Raw genomic sequence first — 16,082 nt, 5'->3', positions numbered from 1 at the left:
ACAATAAAAAGGAAGTAATGATGCGTAAGCAGCTAATTGCAATGTTGTCGGCTTCTCTGATGTTCTCCAGCGTCAGCCTCTGTGCGGCGGATCTGGAGCAGGATATGGACACGCTGAATGCGAACCTGAAAATCGTCAAAAAAACGGACGATGCCCGGGAGATGCAGCAGGCATTAACCCGGATGCGTGCGGCAGCGCAGGATGCGAAGCAGTCCACGCCCGATAAGCTGGAAGGTCAGCCTGCTGACAGCGCGCAGATCAAAGATTATCACGCCGGTCTCGACTCGCTGATTGCGCAGATCGACGTGGTCAGCACGCTGGCGAAAGCGAACAACGTAGAGGGCGCAAAGCGCGAAGCCGCGAAGTTTGATGAAATCCGCAATACCAACCATAAGAAATTCCGCTAATCAGACCGCCGGTCAGCCCGACCGGCGGTTTTTTCCATCACTTCTGCTTATCACCGCGCCTTAAAACGTATCGGACCTGCCGTGATGTTGCACAACATCAAGATCCGGCACAGTTAAATTCATTATTTTGCGCACAAAGAGTCATTTTTCGCACGAAGTGTGCACTCTGCGATCTGACGCACAGCCTTCACCTCAATTTCCGCTTGCTGCTGGAAATGTTGCCTCTCCACAGCGGGAGCCGGGACGGTTAATTTATTTTCAACGCGAATTATCCGGTTCAACAGGAGTAACAAGGTGAGCAATAACGGCATCCCGGTGTATGAAGCGCCACCGGAGAAAGTGCAGCAACTGGCAGAACGTGTCATGACGCAAATTGCGGCGATCTATCAGCAGCATGGTATCCAGCCTAACGCGGTTCAGCAGCAGATGCTGGAATCCCACGTCCGGGCCATGGCATCACGCTCTCTGAGTGGCGAGCCGCTGCCGGAAGTGGAAGCGGAGCTGTTTGAGGATATTCCGCCGGAAACCGTCGCGCTGGCGCAGCAGGTGGTGGATCTGTTTGGCAATCTGCCGCGTGAAGAGGCCTGGCTGCTGTCGGTTCACATTGAAGTCGCACGATCCAACAACTGAAGAGGAAAAGAACATGGTGACAGTCGTGATTGGCGATCGTTTAGGGAAAGGGCAGAAAGTGGCCGCAGGTATCGAAAAAGCGGGCGGCCGTGCGGTGGTGGTGCCGGGTGTGGCGGCGGACATGAAACTGGGTGACGTCATGAAGGCAGAAAACGCCGACTTCGGCATCTCGTTCTGCGGCAGCGGCGGCGCAGGTGCCATCACCGCGCAGAACAAATATGGCTACAAAGCGAAGCATGGCATGCGCTCTATCGATGAAGGGGTGACCGCCATCAACGAAGGGGCCACCGTACTGGGCTTCGGCTTTATGGACAAAGAAGAGCTGGGTGAGCGGCTGGTGCAGGCCTGGAACAAGAAGCACGGCAGCTGATTATGAAAGAACACTACGTTACCCAGGTGACGGTCGAGGGCAAAGGCGACACCAAAGCGAAAGCCTTCGCCGATGCCCTGAGTCGTGTGCAGAACCAGGTTCTGCGCGCGACACAAAAAATTCTGCTGCGCATTGAACCTCAGGATGTCCGGGTGCTGCGCGCGCAGGAGAGCGTCAGGACCGAGAAGTTTCTCTTCTTCTTTCTGGCGCGCCAGCGGCGGAACTACAGCGTCACGCTGGAGATCACCGTCAGCGTCACCGTTTTCGACACCGAACAGGTGACGTTTACGGCGGCATCATAAAACAGCGCCTGTTAACGTCAGCCTGTCTGTAGCCCGCTCCTCTGCTGTCGCGCACGCGCGTCAGGCAGGCCGGAGTGAGGCGGCGGCGGCTGAAGTCTGACGGGATTAAAAAAACGACAACAAGGTACAACAACATGTTTTTAATCATTTTGTTTAAGTCGTTGATCATTGGCGGGCTGGTGGGCGTCGGCGTCGGCGCGGGTGCCGCACGCATGTTTCATGCGCCAACCACCCAGGGGATGGGCGCCTTTCGTACGCTGGGCGAGCTGAACTCATGCGAAGGCGATCCCGCTTCCCACTTCTCCTTTGGTCTCGGCTTCTTTTTCAACGCCTGGGCATCCTCTGTTGCAGCCGGTTCATTCACCCAGGATGTGGATCACCGCATCATTCCAAACTGGGGTGCGGCGGCACTGATGGTCAAAAACCGCAACGTGGCGGAAACGCTGCACAATCCGAAAAAAATGGCCATCGCCTGCGGCATTATCGGCATGGTCGTGGTCGCCTTCCTCAACTCCACCGCCTCGGCCGTTCCGGCGGCGCTTCAGGTCACGGCCGTTAAAGTGCTGGTGCCGGCGGCTAACCTGCTGGTTAACACCGTCATGCCGGTCATCTTCTGGCTGGCGGCCATCGACGCGGGCAAAAAGTCAGGTTTCTGGGCCACCATTTTCGGCGGTCTGGCACAGCTGATCATGGGCAACGCCGTGCCGGGCCTGGTGCTGGGTATTCTGATCGGCAAAGGGGTCGAAGAGAGCGGCTGGAACCGGGTCACCAAAGTGATGATGACCGCCATCGTCCTGCTGTTTGTGCTGAGCGGCTTCTTCCGCGGTTTCGATATGAAACTGCTGCAGTCCTTCCAGCTCGGCATTCCCGGCTGGCTCGACATGATCCATAACTCCGTCAGCGGCAAATAGGAGGCGATGCAATGAACGAAAATAAAGGCTTCTGGTACGCCGACTGGTCTTTCCCGATCTTTGTTGGCCTGCTCTCCGCCGGCGTGTTTGCCGGAACCCACATGTACTACCTCTATGGCATCGGCGCGTTCAACGAAGTGGCGTTTGTGTCGATGCTGCGCTCTGGCATGGAGACCGGCGTCTACGGCGCGGTCGCCGCCTTTGGTGCCAGCTTCCTGTTCGCCCGCATTATCGAAGGGTCGCTGGTGGGGATTCTGGATATCGGCGGCGCGATTCAGACCGGTGTCGGCCTGGGCGTTCCGGCCCTGCTGCTGGGCGCGGGTATCGTCTTCCCGGTGGCGAACTTTGCCGCCTCACTGGCGACGGGTCTGGTGATTGGGGTGGCGATTGGCTACGTCATTATCCTGGCGCGTAAATTCACCATCAATCAGAGCGACTCCACCTACGGCGCAGACGTCATGATGGGCGCGGGTAATGCCTCCGGACGCTTCCTCGGCCCGCTGATTATCCTGTCAGCCATGACGGCGTCGATTCCGATTGGTCTGGGTTCACTGCTGGGGGCGCTGCTGTTCTATCTCTGGAACAAGCCGATCACCGGTGGCGCCATCCTCGGCGCCATGATCCTCGGTGCGATTTTCCCGATCGCGCTCTGATCTCACCGGCAGCCCGGTAGCGGGCTGCCGTTAAGGAGAAACCATGTACGACTTGATTATCCGCGCTGCGCGACTCAGCGATGAGCAGGTGGTCGACATCGCGGTGCAGGATGGCCGCATCGCCGCCGTTGGCCGGGTGCAGGGCAGCGCACACCAGGAACGCGATCTGGCGGGTCGCTACTACCTCAGCGCAGGCTGGATCGACTCCCACGTTCACTGCTATCCCAAATCCCCCATCTACCATGATGAAGCCGATGCGATAGGCGTGGCCCACGGCGTGACGACGGTGGTCGATGCGGGCAGCACCGGTGCCGATCATATTGATGACTTTTACCAGCTGACCCGCGCGGCGCAGACCCAGGTGTATGCCCTGATCAACATCGCCCGCACCGGTATCGTCACTCAGAACGAACTGGCCGACATGAGGCAGATCGATGGCGAGGCGGTGCAGCAGGCGGTGGCCCGGCTGCCCGATTTTATCGTGGGGCTGAAGGCGCGCATCAGCAGCAGCGTGGTGGGTGAAAACGGTATCCAGCCGCTGATCCGCGCGAAGGCGATTCAGCAGCAGAGCGGCGGGCTGCCGCTGATGGTCCACATTGGCAACAATCCGCCCAATCTTGACCAGATTGCGGATCTGCTCACCACGGGCGACATCATCACCCACTGCTTTAACGGCAAACCTAACCGCATTCTGACGCCGCAGGGCGAACTCAAGGCCGCCGTTAAACAGGCTATCGCGCGCGGCGTGAAGCTCGATGTCGGCCACGGCGGTGCCAGTTTCAGTTTTGAGGTCGCCCGGGTGGCGATAGCGCAGGGCATTCTGCCCGATACCATCAGCTCTGACATTTACTGCCGCAACCGTCTGGCTGGCCCGGTTCACAGCCTGGCCCATGTCATGTCGAAATTCTTCAGCGTCGGCATGACGCTGCCGCAGGTGATTGACTGCGTGACGGTCAACGCGGCGGCAGGGCTGCGGCTGCCGCGCAAGGGGCAGCTGAAAGTCGGCTATGACGCCGACCTGACCATTTTTAGCGTCAAAGAGGAAAACCGGCCCTTCATCGATTCAGAAGGTGAAACGGTAACCGGTGAGAAGCATCTGGTCCCGCTGGCGGCAGTCGTCGCGGGTCAGTGGATCGCGACAGAAGAAGGAGCAGCACATGACCTCGGTTTATGAAAAGTATGGCCTGAAGCCGGTGATTAACGCCTCTGGCCGTATGACGATTCTCGGCGTCTCCACGCCGTCGAGCGACGTGATCGACACGGTGAAATATGGCCTCGATCACTACTTCGAAATGAAAGACCTGGTCGATAAAACCGGGGCTTACATCGCCGGTCTGCTGAAGGTGGAGAACGCGGTGGTGGTCTCCTGTGCCTCGGCAGGCATCGCCCAGAGCGTGGCGGCGGTCATCGTAAAAGATAACGACTGGCTGCTGGATAGCCTGCATGCCGCGCCGCTCAGCGTCCCGCATCAGATTGTGGTGCCGAAAGGGCATAACGTGAACTACGGCGCACCGGTCGGCAGCATGGTGGCGCTGGGAGGCGGCCAGCTGGTGGAGGCGGGTTACAGCAATGAGTGTTCGCCCGCGCAGCTGGCGGCGGCGATCACCCCACAGACCGCGGCGATCCTCTATGTGAAATCGCATCACTGCGTGCAGAAGAGCCACCTTGATGTGGCGCAGGCTGCCGCCGTTGCGCGTCAGCACGGCGTCCCGCTGATTGTCGATGCGGCCGCAGAAGAGGATCTGCAGTGCTACTACGAAGCGGGCGCCGACCTGGTGATCTACAGCGGTGCAAAAGCGCTGGAAGGCCCGACCAGCGGCCTGGTAATTGGCCGCCACCACTACGTTGAGTGGGTCAAACGCCAGACCAACGGGATTGGCCGTGCAATGAAAGTCGGCAAAGAGGGCATTCTCGGCCTGACCCACGCGATTGAAAACTATCTGACTCAGCCAAAAATCAGCGGCGCGCAGATGGTGGAAAAAATGACACCGTTCATCGAACAGCTGAACCATCTGAATGGCGTCACGGCCCGCGTGGTGTGGGATGCCGCCGGACGTGACATTGCCCGTGCAGAGATCAAATTTGACGAAGCGGCGATCGGGCTGCGCACCGGCGATCTGGTGCAGGCGCTGAAAAAGGGCGACGTCGCGATCTATTTCCGTGGCTACAAAGCCAATGAAGGGATCATTGAGGCGGACGTACGCAGCGTCAGCGCCGATCAACTGCACACCATTTTCACCCGTATTCAGACGCTGTTAACCGGAGAGAAAACCGCATGACGCTGACCCCCAACTTTTATCAGGATCGTCTCTGCCTTAACGTACTGGCGGGATCAAAAGAGAATGCGCGCGCCATCTGGCAGGCGGCCGAAGGGCATGTGCTGGTCGGCGTGCTGTCAAAAAACTATGCCAGCAATGACGCTGCCATCGCCGACATGAGCGAGTACGCTGCGCTGATCGACAACGCACTCTCAATTGGTCTGGGCGCGGGCGATCCCCGGCAGTCACAGATGGTGAGTGAGCTGGCGGAGGTGCTGCAACCCCAGCATGTCAATCAGGTCTTCACCGGCGTGGCCACCAGCCGGGCGCTGCTGGGCCAGTCGCAGACCGTCGTCAACGGTCTGATCTCACCCACCGGCACGCCGGGTAAGGTAAAAATCTCGACCGGCCCGCGCAGCGCAACACAGCCTGACGGGATCGTTCCGATCGAAACCGCGATTGCCATGCTGCAGGATATGGGCGGCAGCTCGGTGAAATATTTTCCGATGGGCGGTTTACAGGCGGTGGATGAGTATCGCGCCGTAGCAGACGCCTGCGCAAAAATGGATTTCTGGCTGGAGCCCACCGGCGGCATCGATCTGGAGAACGTTGGCGAGATCGTACGCATTGCGCTGGAAGCGGGCGTCAGCAAAGTGATCCCGCACGTCTACAGTTCGATCATCGACAAAGCGAGTGGTGAAACCCGGATCGAGGATGTGCAGCGGTTGCTGGCGATCTGTAAAACGCTGCTGCCCTGAGGATCGCGCCGCGCGGCAGGCCGATCGGGTGGCAGGCCGCGCACGCAACATGGACGTTGCGTCACGATCCCCGTAGGCTGAGTTTCCGTTTCCCTGATTTTCTCTGTAAACAGGTAACTGTCGTGAGATTTCCCAATCAGCGCCTTGCGCAACTGTTTGATGCCCTGCAAAACGAAACGCTGCCTCAGGATGAACTGGCGCGGCGTTTTGCCGTCTCGACCCGCACCGTACGCACCGACATCACGGCGCTGAATGCGCTGCTGGCTGAACATGGTGCGCAGTTCGTCCTGAGCCGCGGCGCGGGCTATCAGCTGAAGATTGAGGATGCTCAGCGCTTTCAGCATCTGCAGCAACACAGCGCCTCACCGCTGCGCATCCCGCGCACGTCGCCCGACCGCATCCGTTATCTGCTGACCCGGTTTCTCACTGCGGCCTATTCGCTGAAACTTGAAGAGCTGGCCGAGGAGTGGTTTGTCAGCCGCGCCACCCTGCAGAACGATATGGCGGAAGTGCGCGAGTGGCTGGGACGCTATCACCTGACGATTGAAAGCAAGCCTCACTACGGCATGAAGCTGTTCGGCAGCGAAGTGGCGATCCGAACCTGCCTGACCGATCTGCTGTGGCAAATCGATCAGTCACAGCCGGAGAGTCCGCTGCTGACCATTGAAGCGCTCAACAGCGGTATGCTGGAAACCCTCCAGCCGCTGCTGCAACGCTGCTTTGCTGAACACAATATCCGCCTCAGCGATGAGGGAGAACGTTATCTGCGGATCTACTGTGCGGTGGCGGTGCGCCGTATCAGCGAAGGCTATCCGCTTAACGATCCCGGCGCTGAGGAGATTGGGGATGACGTGCGCGAAGCGGCGCACCAGCTGATTACGCTGATGCGCCCGCTGGTCAGTAAACCGATCTCACCGGCTGAAGAGAACTGGCTGCGGGTCAACATTGCGGCACGGCGTATTCAGGCTATCGCCCCCAGCGCCATCAATGCGGATGACGCCGATGCGCTGGTGGATTACCTGCTCAGCTTCATCAACACCTACTACAACTTTAATCTGCAGAACGATCAGCAACTGCGTGCCGATCTGCTTACCCATATCAAGACCATGATCACCCGGGTGCGCTACCAGATCCATATTCCTAACCCGCTGCTCAGCAATATCAAGCAGCACTACCCCATGGCCTATGATGTCACCTTAGCGGCGGTGACCAGCTGGGGGAAATATACCCCTTACGTCATCAGCGAGAATGAGATTGGCTTTCTGGTGCTGCACATCGGTGTCGGGCTGGAGCGCCACTATGACGTGGGCTATCAGCGTCATCCCCAGGTGCTGCTGGTCTGCGACAGCGGTAACTCGACGCTGCGGATGATTGAGGCGATGCTGCTGCGCAAATACCCGCAGCTGAAGGTGACGGCACGCCTCTCTCAGCGTGAATATGAGGCGCGCAGCCGCATCGATGAGGACTTTGTGATCTCGACCATCCGGCTCAGCGAAAAAGAGAAACCGGTGGTGGTGATGTCACCGTTTCCCACCGGGTTCCAGCTGGAGCAGATCGGCAAGCTGGTGCTGGTGGATCGTACCCGTCCCTATATGCTGACGAAATATTTTGATGCTCAGCACTTTCATATCGTCGACAGGCCAATGACCCAGTCTGAACTGTTCCGGCAGTTGTGCGATCAGCTGGAGGCGGAGGGGTTCGTGGATGCTGCTTTCTATCCGTCGGTGGAGGAGCGCGAAGCGATTGTCAGCACCATGCTCGGCGAAGGCATTGCGCTGCCGCACTCGCTGGGGCTGCTGGCGAAGAAAACCGTGGTCTACACCGTGCTGGCCCCGCAGGGCATCGCCTGGGGCGACGACACCGCCTATGTGATTTTCCTGCTGGCGATCAGCAAAAGCGAATATGAAGAGGCGATGGCGATCTACGATCTGTTTGTCACGTTTCTGCGGGAAAGGGCGATGATCCGCCTGCGGGAGAGCAGTGACTTCAGCAGTTTCAGAGCGGTGGCGATGGATTGCCTGAGCCGCTCTTAACACGATGCTCTGCCGCCGTCAGTTTTTCTTCGCCAGCAGGCGCGGGATCTCACGCAGGCACCAGGCTTTGGCCTCGCCCATGCTGTCCCGCCGCCACGCCATAATAATGTCGACCTCGCGGGTATATTCCGGACTCACGACCCGCAGGCGGCCTTCCGCAATATCCTGCTCCACCAGCGGATAGGGCATGGTTCCCACGCCCAGACCCGCCAGCAGCGCACGGCGCTTGTCGTCCATGCTGCTGACGGTCAGGCGCTGCTGCTTATCCAGCAGCTGCACGGTCAGCACCGGGCGCTCACGCGCGGTATCCGCCACCGCAATGCCGCGGTATTTCACCCGCGTCACTTCAGACTGCGGTTCCGGCTCGTTATGGATCGGATGGTCGGCACTGGCGACATAGACGCTCATCATGGTGTAGAGCTTGCGGGTGTTGATCTCGGTTGAGGCGCGGAAGTGCATATCGGGGGCGATGACGATATCGGCCCGTCCCTGTTCCAGCCGCTCCCATGCCCCCGCCAGCACTTCGGTGACCAGCGAAAACTGGGTATTGGCTTTGTCGGCCAGGCGCGTCACCAGCGGAAAGAGGGCGTCGATGGGCACCAGTGCTTCGGTCACGATGGTCAGATGGGTTTCCCAGCCACGCGCCAGCGCTTCGGCATCGGTGGTGAGTTTGTCGGCCGCTTCCAGCAGCACCCGGCCACGCTCCAGCAGCATGCGTCCCACGTTGGTAAATTTGGTGCGGTGGCCGGAGCGGTCAAACAGCACCACATCCAGCTCCTCTTCCAGCTTCTGCATGGTATAGCTGAGTGCAGAGGGCACGCGGCCCAGCTCATCGGCCGCCGCCGCAAAACTACCACGTCGATCAATCGCATCCATTACGCGTAACGATTCAAGGGTTAACGCACGCTCTTTAGCCATCCCGTTTCTCTGTCAGGAAATTTGAACATGCCCGGCAGATTAACTGGCTAACAATCCGGCGTCCAGACTTTTACCATGTGTGCATAGAGTCCGTGACCGATCCTCGTCACCGGATGCCGGAGGTAAATAATGATAACGACACGCAGTGCGTCCGCATGTGGCCAGGCCGACTTTGGCTGGTTGCAGGCCCGCTACAGTTTCTCTTTTGGCCACTATTTTGATCCAAAACTGATGGGCTACGCGTCACTGCGCGTACTGAATCAGGAAGTGCTGGCACCAGGGGCCGCCTTTCAGCCGCGCACCTATCCGCAGGTCGATGTGCTTAACATCGTGCTGCAGGGCGAAGCGGAGTATCGCGACAGCGAAGGCAACACGATCAGCTTGCAGGAAGGGGAGGCGCTGCTGCTCTCAGCCCAGCCGGGGGTCAGTTACACCGAAATCAACCTGAGCAAAGAGCGCCCGCTGACCCGTATGCAGCTGTGGCTGGCCGCCTGCCCGGAGCGTGAGAATCCGCGGATGCAGAAACTGGCCCTGATGGCGGGCCGCACCTCTCAGCTGATCGCCTCGCCGGATGGCGTGGATGAGAGCCTGCAACTGCGTCAGCAGGTGTGGATCCATCAGGTCGAACTGGCGCCGGGCGAGCAGCATGCGCTGCATCTGCAGGGGCCGCGCGCCTATCTGCAGTCAATTCACGGTTCGCTGGAAGCCCGATCGGGTGCGGCGCATCGGGAAGCGCTCGGGTGCGGCGACGGTGCCTTTCTGCAGGAAGAGTCGCTGCTGACGCTGACGGCGAAAACAGCGACCCGGGCACTGGTTATCGACATCCCGGTCTGATCCTCAGGCAATAAAAAAGGCGGCCATGGCCGCCTTTTTTGCGTCTTACGCATTACTTCAGCAGGGTAAAGGCGGTGGTGACGTGCTTCACGCCACTGACGCGGCTGGCGATATCGGCCGCCGCCTGCCCTTCCTGTTGCGTCACCAGACCCAGCAGGAACACTTCGCCATTCTCGGTGGTCACCTTCACGTTGGAGGATTTTACCTGATCGCTGCCCAGCAGCTGCGAGCGGATCTTGGTGGTGATCCAGGTGTCTGACGAGGTGGTGCCGAGCGTCACTTTCTGACCAATGCGGATCTCGTTATAGACCTCGGTTGCGCCATCCACGCCCATGGTGATCTGTTTCGCTCGATTAGCGATCTCCTGCGACGGTGCCTGACCGGTCAGCAGGACTTTGCCCTGATAGGCGGTGGCGATGACGCGGGCATCGGTTTTGATCTGCTGATCTTTCGCCAGCGCATTGGTGACGCGCAGCTCCAGCGTGCCGTCATCCACCTGCGTGCCGACCGTACGCGGGTCGGTGGCGGTTTTGGTGGCAACCGCTGCGCCACCGGCAACCACGGCGACACAGCCCTGCAGCAGCAGGGCGGTTAACAGAATAGCGATAGCGTTCAATGCTTTCATTCGTGCTCCTTCGGTCATTCCTGATGGGGAAAGAGGGTGTTATCGATCAGATCGCATAAGCAGTTAACGGTGAGCATATGCATCTCCTGAATCCGGGCACTGCGGTGTGAGGGAATACGGATTTCCACATCCTGCGGGCCCAGCAGTCCGGCAAGCTCACCGCCATCATACCCGGTAAGCGCAACGATCGTCATATCGCGTGTTACCGCGGCTTCAACGGCCTTCACAATGTCGCGGGTGTTGCCACGGGTTGAGATGGCCAGCAGCACATCACCTGCGTGGCCCAGCGCGCGCACCTGCTTGGCATAAATTTCATCGTGCAGGCGATCGTTACCAATCGCGGTCAGCATCACGTTGTCTGCACTTAACGCCAGCGCCGGCAGGCTGGGGCGCTCGGTTTCGAAACGGTTGATCATGCTGGCGGCGAAGTGCTGGGCATTGGCGGATGAGGCGCCGTTGCCGCAGCTCAGGATCTTATTGCCGTTCAGCAGAGATTGTACCAGCGTCATGGCCGCACGGGAGATGGCATCGGGCAGCGCCTCAGCGGCAGCAATCTGGGTCTGAATACTTTCAGTAAAACACGCTTTAATTCTTTCCTGCACACAACCACCTGGTTCTAAACGTCTGCATTAAAGGCATCCGGCAGCCACTCGAGCGCCGTGCCGGTAATGGCGATGATGTCGAAACGGCAATTCACCGTTGCAAAACTGCCGCCGCGTTGCGCCAGCCAGAGAGCGGCAGCGCGCAGCAGCTTCTGCTGTTTGCTGCGGGTGATGCTGGCGAGTGCGCCACCGTAGCGCGCATCGCGGCGGTAGCGAACTTCGACAAACACCCAACAGTGCCCGTCACGCATTATCAGGTCAAGTTCACCCCCGCGAAAGTGAACATTGCTGGCGACCCATTTCAGGCCCGCCTGCTCCAGATAGCGCCGGGCATCTTCTTCATACCGGGCGCCAGTCTGACGGCGGGTCAGTTGGCCGGTGCGATTTCGCCCCGACGATACTGGTTCCATGTCAACTTCCTGTTGATCACACAATCCGTGTTGGCGCTGAGCTTACCGGTGTTGCCATCCAGCGTATAACCCGGTGACTGACGCATCTGGTTAAAGTGATTGGCCAGCGTCCAGGCATCCATCCCCATGGCATAGAGGCGCACCAGCGAGTAGTCATTGTTGAATGACTTCGAGGTCTGCTGCATCAGGCCCGGATTGCTGCCGGAGAGCAGAGGAATATCGCTGAACTGCAGGCCATCCATCTCCAGACGGAAATCGGGACCGGCACCCGCCTGCGCGCTGCGCGAGCTGGCATAAAGCGAAATGTTGCTGCGGCTGCCGGTGCGCATGGCGATCATCGGCTTAATCAGCTGCAGCTCATCCTGGGTGGAAACGATATAGACCGCATCGACGCCTCCGCCGCTGCTGGTGCTGACGGCCTCTGGCGTGCTCTGCTGCGGCGCCGGAATGGTCAGACCGGCAATGGACACACCCTGCTGCTGCTGGGCAGGGGCCGCATTCACCGGCGTGCCTGACAGGCTGATGCCCGCGCCACTGTTGATGCCCTGCTTCAGCTCAGCGGTCGAGCCAAAGCGCTGCTGCATCACGGTACCGCCACCCAGCGTCTGCCACTCCTGCGCGAAAGCATTGGTGACGCGATCGCCCAGACCGCTGCGCGGAACCAGCAACAGCGGCTCGCGTTTGCCCTGATCCCAGATATGGTGCGCGGCATCGCGCGCTTCGTCTTCAGGAGAAAGCGCAAAGTAGCAAATATTCGGATGGTTCTGGATCGTTTCCGGCTCGTTAAGCGCCAGAACATTGAGTGGCGTCTGACTGTTAGCCACTTTCTCCACGTTGCTCTTCAGCAGTGGCCCCACCACGAGGGTGGCACCATCCTGCTGGGCCTGCTGCATCACCTGCTCAATCGGCTGGCTGCTGGTGTCATAGACCTTAATCTGAGCGTTGCTGGCCGGTTCGGCGGTGGCGGCAGGCTGAGACTGAGGCTGCGCCTGCGGGGTGGCTTCAGCCGCCTGCTGTTGCGGCGCGCTAATCGGGTCGGAAGCCGAGCCGGCGACGGCTGCCGGTTGCGTGCTGGCCGTGCCATCCGTCGCGGCGGGCTGTGCGGCCGCCGGTTGAGCCGCAGGGGCGGAGACGCCATTCTTCGCGTCAGTAAAGCCTTTCTGAATCGCATTCGCGAAGACCTGCGCCTGACCATTCATAGGCAGCAGCAGCGCGATAATGCTGGTTGAGGCTTTGGTGTAGTTCTGCATCTGGCTCAGCTGCGTCGGCAGCGTTTTGGCCGCCGGATTCTGCGGATAGCGGGTCTGCCAGTCTTTGATGCCCGACTTGAGCATCCCGGCATCCTGGGTGTTAGCCCGCCAGACGGCAAGCAGGTCGAGCCAGCCCTGCAGCACGTTTTCATCGGCGTTAATGACCAGGTTGCTGGCCTCCTGCGGCGACATCTGCGTCAGCGCCTGCCAGGTGGCGTCGATGTTGGCCTGATGGTCGCTGCCGGTCAGCAGCGGCTCCTGCGCAATGTAGGTGCGCAACAGGGAGAGAGAAGGGCGACCCTGTGCACTGGCGATCTGCAGGCTGTAAAAACGCGCCAGCTGATCCTTCGATAATGCACCGGTTTTCACGTCAGCCAGCAGTGGCTCAGCCTCTTTGATCTTCTGCTGGGCAATCAGCAGCTGCGCTTTCAGCAGCAGCGATTCCTGCTGCTGCGTCTCAGAGAGCTGCTGCGGCAGCTGACTCAGCTGCTGGGTCGCTTCAGGATACTTTCCTTCCTTCAACAGGGCGCGGATTGCGAGTAATTGCCAGTCGGTCTTGCTATCATCGCTGCTTTGCTGCGCCTGCTGCAGATAGTAAGCGGAGCTGGCTGTGGCAGGCCCCTGAATATTGACGGTTGAGGTTTGCGGCCCCTGACCGCTACACGCGGCTAAAATCAGCCCAGCAAGAATGACAGGCAGAAAGCGTCCTGCTTTATGACGAACGACTTTTGAAGGAAGCATACTGTATCCAGTGATGTTTTTTTCAAGATGCTCAATATTAAATCGGCAATTCGGATGAAACAATGAAACAACTCGATCGGGCAGAGATTTCTGCCAGCACGCTCTACATCGTTCCAACCCCGATTGGTAATTTGGGTGATATCACCCAGCGGGCGCTGACGGTGCTTTCGAGCGTCGATCTGGTCGCTGCGGAAGATACACGTCATACCGGGCTGTTGCTACAACATTTCGCCATCAATGCGCGACTCTTCGCACTTCACGATCACAACGAACAGCACAAGGCTGAACTGCTGATTGCGAAGCTGGAGGAGGGTCAAAGCATAGCCTTAGTTTCGGATGCTGGCACGCCGCTGATCAACGATCCGGGCTACCATCTGGTGCGCCGCTGCCGCGAAGCAGGCATCCGGGTGGTGCCGCTGCCAGGCGCCTGTGCCGCCATTGCGGCGTTAAGTGCCGCCGGGCTGCCGTCCGATCGTTTCTGTTACGAAGGGTTTCTGCCGGCCAAAACCAAGGGGCGTTGTGACGCTCTGCGCGCGCTGGTGCAGGAGCCGCGCACGCTGATTTTCTATGAGTCTACCCACCGTCTGATCGACAGCCTGCAGGATATGGTGAGTGAGCTGGGCGGGGATCGCTATGTGGTGCTGGCGCGTGAGCTGACCAAAACCTGGGAGTCGATCCACGGCGCGCCGGTGGCCGACCTGCTGGCGTGGGTAAAAGAAGATGAGAATCGCCGCAAAGGCGAGATGGTGCTGATCGTTGAAGGCCATAAGGCCGATGACGAAGACGCGCTTCCGGCGGATGCGCTGCGAACGCTGGCGCTGCTGCAGAAAGAGCTGCCGTTAAAGCGGGCGGCTGCGCTGGCGGCTGAGATCCACGGCGTAAAGAAAAATGCGCTTTATAAGTATGCGCTGGAGCAGCAAGAGGCGTGACAAACGCGGGCGAATGCCCTATTATCCCGCGCCGAAGCTGACCAGACAGTCGCCGCTTTGTCGTCGTCCTCACTTGTGGGGAGACGGGCAGAGGGGAGGAAAGTCCGGGCTCCATAGGGCAGGGTGCCAGGTAACGCCTGGGAGGCGCAAGCCTACGACCAGTGCAACAGAGAGCAAACCGCCGATGGCCCAGAAATGGGATCAGGTAAGGGTGAAAGGGTGCGGTAAGAGCGCACCGCGCGACTGGCAACAGTTCGTGGCACGGTAAACTCCACCCGGAGCAAGGCCAAATAGGGGTTCACAAGGTACGGCCCGTACTGAACCCGGGTAGGCTGCTTGAGCCAGTGAGCGATTGCTGGCCTAGATGAATGACTGTCCACGACAGAACCCGGCTTAACGGTCAGCTTCGACTTATTCAAAAACAATACGTTGGTGTGTCTCAGGCTTTCTAAGGCAAAACTGTGACACAGACTGTGATACAAAAGAGACACACCAACGGCTGTTCCATCCCCAACATCCTAAAGCGTGGTAATCCCTACAGCCTTCATTTCAGACTACCCTCAGGTGGTTTTTTTGAGGCGGAACTTTGGCGGCAAATCGAAACCGCGTGCCTGTACCAGTTCCCTTTTTTGTCGGACATACTTTGCCCTGTTACGATTAACTTTAAACGTTACTCGTCTCAACCCCTAACACCCGTTACAGATATTTGCCACAGATCCAGTGCGACTATTGCGAACAGAAAAAATCCGTTAGGCCGTGCTGAGAATGCGACTGTGATATTTTCGCTGCTGGCTGTGTACAAGGTGGGGGCTTCAGAAATTTCCGCGGCGCGGGAGTGGGTAGGATTAGGGGGAATTTCTTTCCCCTGTACTGTCAATTAAGTAAGCCGCTCAACTGTGCTAACGTCACATAAACTTAATCGTCATCACGTTCTTCGATGGTGATTGGCATGCCTGCCCCATTCGAAAGCATCGGCTTAGCGCGATAATGCTTATCTGAAACCTTCTTTAAGTCCTCTACGGTAAGGCATTGAATATCAACGTTTCTATCCTTGAATATCGAGGTGGTGATCGCACCGGCTGATGTCTTCAGTGCTTCGTTATCATTGATGGTTGTACTGATAAAAATACAGCCAAGCGTGATTGCGATGAAAGCGAATAGCCAGCGCCATTTTTTCATCCCTGCGTCTCTGGCGCGAGCATATACATAAATGGGGGGGCAAAATAACAATCCCCAGCGCAGATCCCACGATATGAGTTTCGGACTTTGCTCCAGACCGAACCAATGCCCGTACAGCAAGACGTTCGACACCGATGACAGCACATGAAATTTCGTAGCCAGAATAGTGTTTACCGAATGTTACGCAACGTGATTTTACTTAAGTCGAATACTTTTTGCGCCAGTGGTCATTGTTTGTAAAATGACCGCTGTGTTTATTTCTATAGCAAGTA

Annotated in this window: 18 protein-coding genes and 1 other RNA gene; 13 read left to right on the top strand and 6 right to left on the bottom strand. The window is 58.7% G+C overall.

All coding sequences use genetic code 11. The features are described 5' to 3' along the window. Positions 1–20 precede the first annotated feature (20 nt). From cybC to AC6I7A_RS16905, 10 genes are all read left to right on the top strand, one after another. Positions 21–407, top strand: coding sequence for a cytochrome b562 (cybC, locus tag AC6I7A_RS16950; protein WP_046102594.1), 387 nt, complete (start codon positions 21–23; stop codon positions 405–407). 294 nt (positions 408–701) lie between these two features. After that, positions 702–1,037 (top strand): glycine dehydrogenase, encoded by a 336-nt coding sequence (locus AC6I7A_RS16945; RefSeq protein WP_009087405.1) that lies wholly within the window; start codon positions 702–704, stop codon positions 1,035–1,037. 13 nt (positions 1,038–1,050) lie between these two features. After that, on the top strand, positions 1,051–1,407 hold the full coding sequence (locus tag AC6I7A_RS16940) for an SFCGS family glycine-rich protein (protein ID WP_009087404.1): 357 nt from the start codon (positions 1,051–1,053) through the stop codon (positions 1,405–1,407). Positions 1,408–1,409: 2 nt separating this feature from the next. Beyond that, positions 1,410–1,709, top strand: coding sequence for a DUF4312 family protein (locus tag AC6I7A_RS16935; RefSeq protein WP_009087401.1), 300 nt, complete (start codon positions 1,410–1,412; stop codon positions 1,707–1,709). Positions 1,710–1,843: 134 nt separating this feature from the next. Further along, positions 1,844–2,620, top strand: a complete 777-nt coding sequence (locus AC6I7A_RS16930; protein ID WP_009087399.1) for a DUF4311 domain-containing protein — start codon at positions 1,844–1,846, stop codon at positions 2,618–2,620. Positions 2,621–2,631: 11 nt separating this feature from the next. Continuing rightward, on the top strand, positions 2,632–3,273 hold the full coding sequence (locus AC6I7A_RS16925) for a DUF4310 family protein (RefSeq protein WP_009087397.1): 642 nt from the start codon (positions 2,632–2,634) through the stop codon (positions 3,271–3,273). Between the two features lie 43 nt (positions 3,274–3,316). Beyond that, entirely contained in the window at positions 3,317–4,447 is a 1,131-nt protein-coding gene (locus tag AC6I7A_RS16920; RefSeq protein ID WP_046102593.1) for an amidohydrolase/deacetylase family metallohydrolase, read from the top strand. Further along, complete coding sequence (locus AC6I7A_RS16915; RefSeq protein ID WP_058956506.1) at positions 4,431–5,552, top strand: DgaE family pyridoxal phosphate-dependent ammonia lyase; 1,122 nt, start codon at positions 4,431–4,433, stop codon at positions 5,550–5,552. The genes AC6I7A_RS16920 and AC6I7A_RS16915 overlap by 17 nt, the downstream gene beginning before the upstream one ends. After that, positions 5,549–6,289, top strand: a complete 741-nt coding sequence (dagF, locus tag AC6I7A_RS16910) for a 2-dehydro-3-deoxy-phosphogluconate aldolase (protein WP_009087391.1) — start codon at positions 5,549–5,551, stop codon at positions 6,287–6,289. Before AC6I7A_RS16915 ends, dagF begins: the two co-directional genes overlap by 4 nt. A 122-nt stretch (positions 6,290–6,411) precedes the next feature. After that, positions 6,412–8,322: a BglG family transcription antiterminator gene (locus tag AC6I7A_RS16905; protein WP_058956505.1), complete on the top strand. Its 1,911-nt coding sequence runs from the start codon at positions 6,412–6,414 to the stop codon at positions 8,320–8,322. Between the two features lie 18 nt (positions 8,323–8,340). Here the strand turns inward: AC6I7A_RS16905 and AC6I7A_RS16900 are convergent, their stop codons facing one another. Further along, complete coding sequence (locus AC6I7A_RS16900) at positions 8,341–9,240, bottom strand: LysR family transcriptional regulator (RefSeq protein ID WP_009087386.1); 900 nt, start codon at positions 9,238–9,240, stop codon at positions 8,341–8,343. A gap of 129 nt (positions 9,241–9,369) precedes the next feature. Between AC6I7A_RS16900 and AC6I7A_RS16895 the strand changes: the two genes are divergently transcribed. Further along, positions 9,370–10,074, top strand: coding sequence for a pirin family protein (locus AC6I7A_RS16895; protein WP_058956504.1), 705 nt, complete (start codon positions 9,370–9,372; stop codon positions 10,072–10,074). A gap of 52 nt (positions 10,075–10,126) precedes the next feature. Here AC6I7A_RS16895 and dolP read toward each other — a convergent pair whose 3' ends face one another. Genes dolP through AC6I7A_RS16875 form a run of 4 tightly spaced genes read right to left on the bottom strand, consistent with a single transcriptional unit; the run spans position 10,127 to position 13,702 of the window. Continuing rightward, positions 10,127–10,699 carry a division/outer membrane stress-associated lipid-binding lipoprotein gene (gene dolP / locus AC6I7A_RS16890; RefSeq protein WP_058956503.1) on the bottom strand — a complete coding sequence of 191 codons (573 nt, stop codon included), beginning with the start codon at positions 10,697–10,699 and terminating at the stop codon, positions 10,127–10,129. 14 nt (positions 10,700–10,713) lie between these two features. Then, positions 10,714–11,301: a DnaA initiator-associating protein DiaA gene (diaA, locus tag AC6I7A_RS16885; RefSeq protein ID WP_003855538.1), complete on the bottom strand. Its 588-nt coding sequence runs from the start codon at positions 11,299–11,301 to the stop codon at positions 10,714–10,716. 14 nt (positions 11,302–11,315) lie between these two features. Beyond that, positions 11,316–11,711, bottom strand: coding sequence for a YraN family protein (locus AC6I7A_RS16880; RefSeq protein WP_009087381.1), 396 nt, complete (start codon positions 11,709–11,711; stop codon positions 11,316–11,318). Continuing rightward, positions 11,669–13,702 (bottom strand): penicillin-binding protein activator, encoded by a 2,034-nt coding sequence (locus AC6I7A_RS16875; protein ID WP_058956502.1) that lies wholly within the window; start codon positions 13,700–13,702, stop codon positions 11,669–11,671. Before AC6I7A_RS16875 ends, AC6I7A_RS16880 begins: the two co-directional genes overlap by 43 nt. Positions 13,703–13,764: 62 nt before the next feature. Between AC6I7A_RS16875 and rsmI the strand changes: the two genes are divergently transcribed. Beyond that, on the top strand, positions 13,765–14,631 hold the full coding sequence (gene rsmI, locus AC6I7A_RS16870) for a 16S rRNA (cytidine(1402)-2'-O)-methyltransferase (RefSeq protein WP_009087377.1): 867 nt from the start codon (positions 13,765–13,767) through the stop codon (positions 14,629–14,631). A gap of 33 nt (positions 14,632–14,664) precedes the next feature. Then, an RNA gene (gene rnpB / locus AC6I7A_RS16865) (RNase P RNA component class A) lies at positions 14,665–15,043 on the top strand. Positions 15,044–15,546: 503 nt separating this feature from the next. Here the strand turns inward: rnpB and AC6I7A_RS16860 are convergent. Beyond that, complete coding sequence (locus tag AC6I7A_RS16860) at positions 15,547–15,942, bottom strand: hypothetical protein (protein ID WP_195910794.1); 396 nt, start codon at positions 15,940–15,942, stop codon at positions 15,547–15,549. Between the last annotated feature and the right edge of the window lie 140 nt (positions 15,943–16,082).

The organism is Type-F symbiont of Plautia stali, assembly GCF_059731105.1.
Note: the sequence above shows the minus strand (reverse complement) of the source record. Positions and strands in the feature narration are given on the sequence as shown.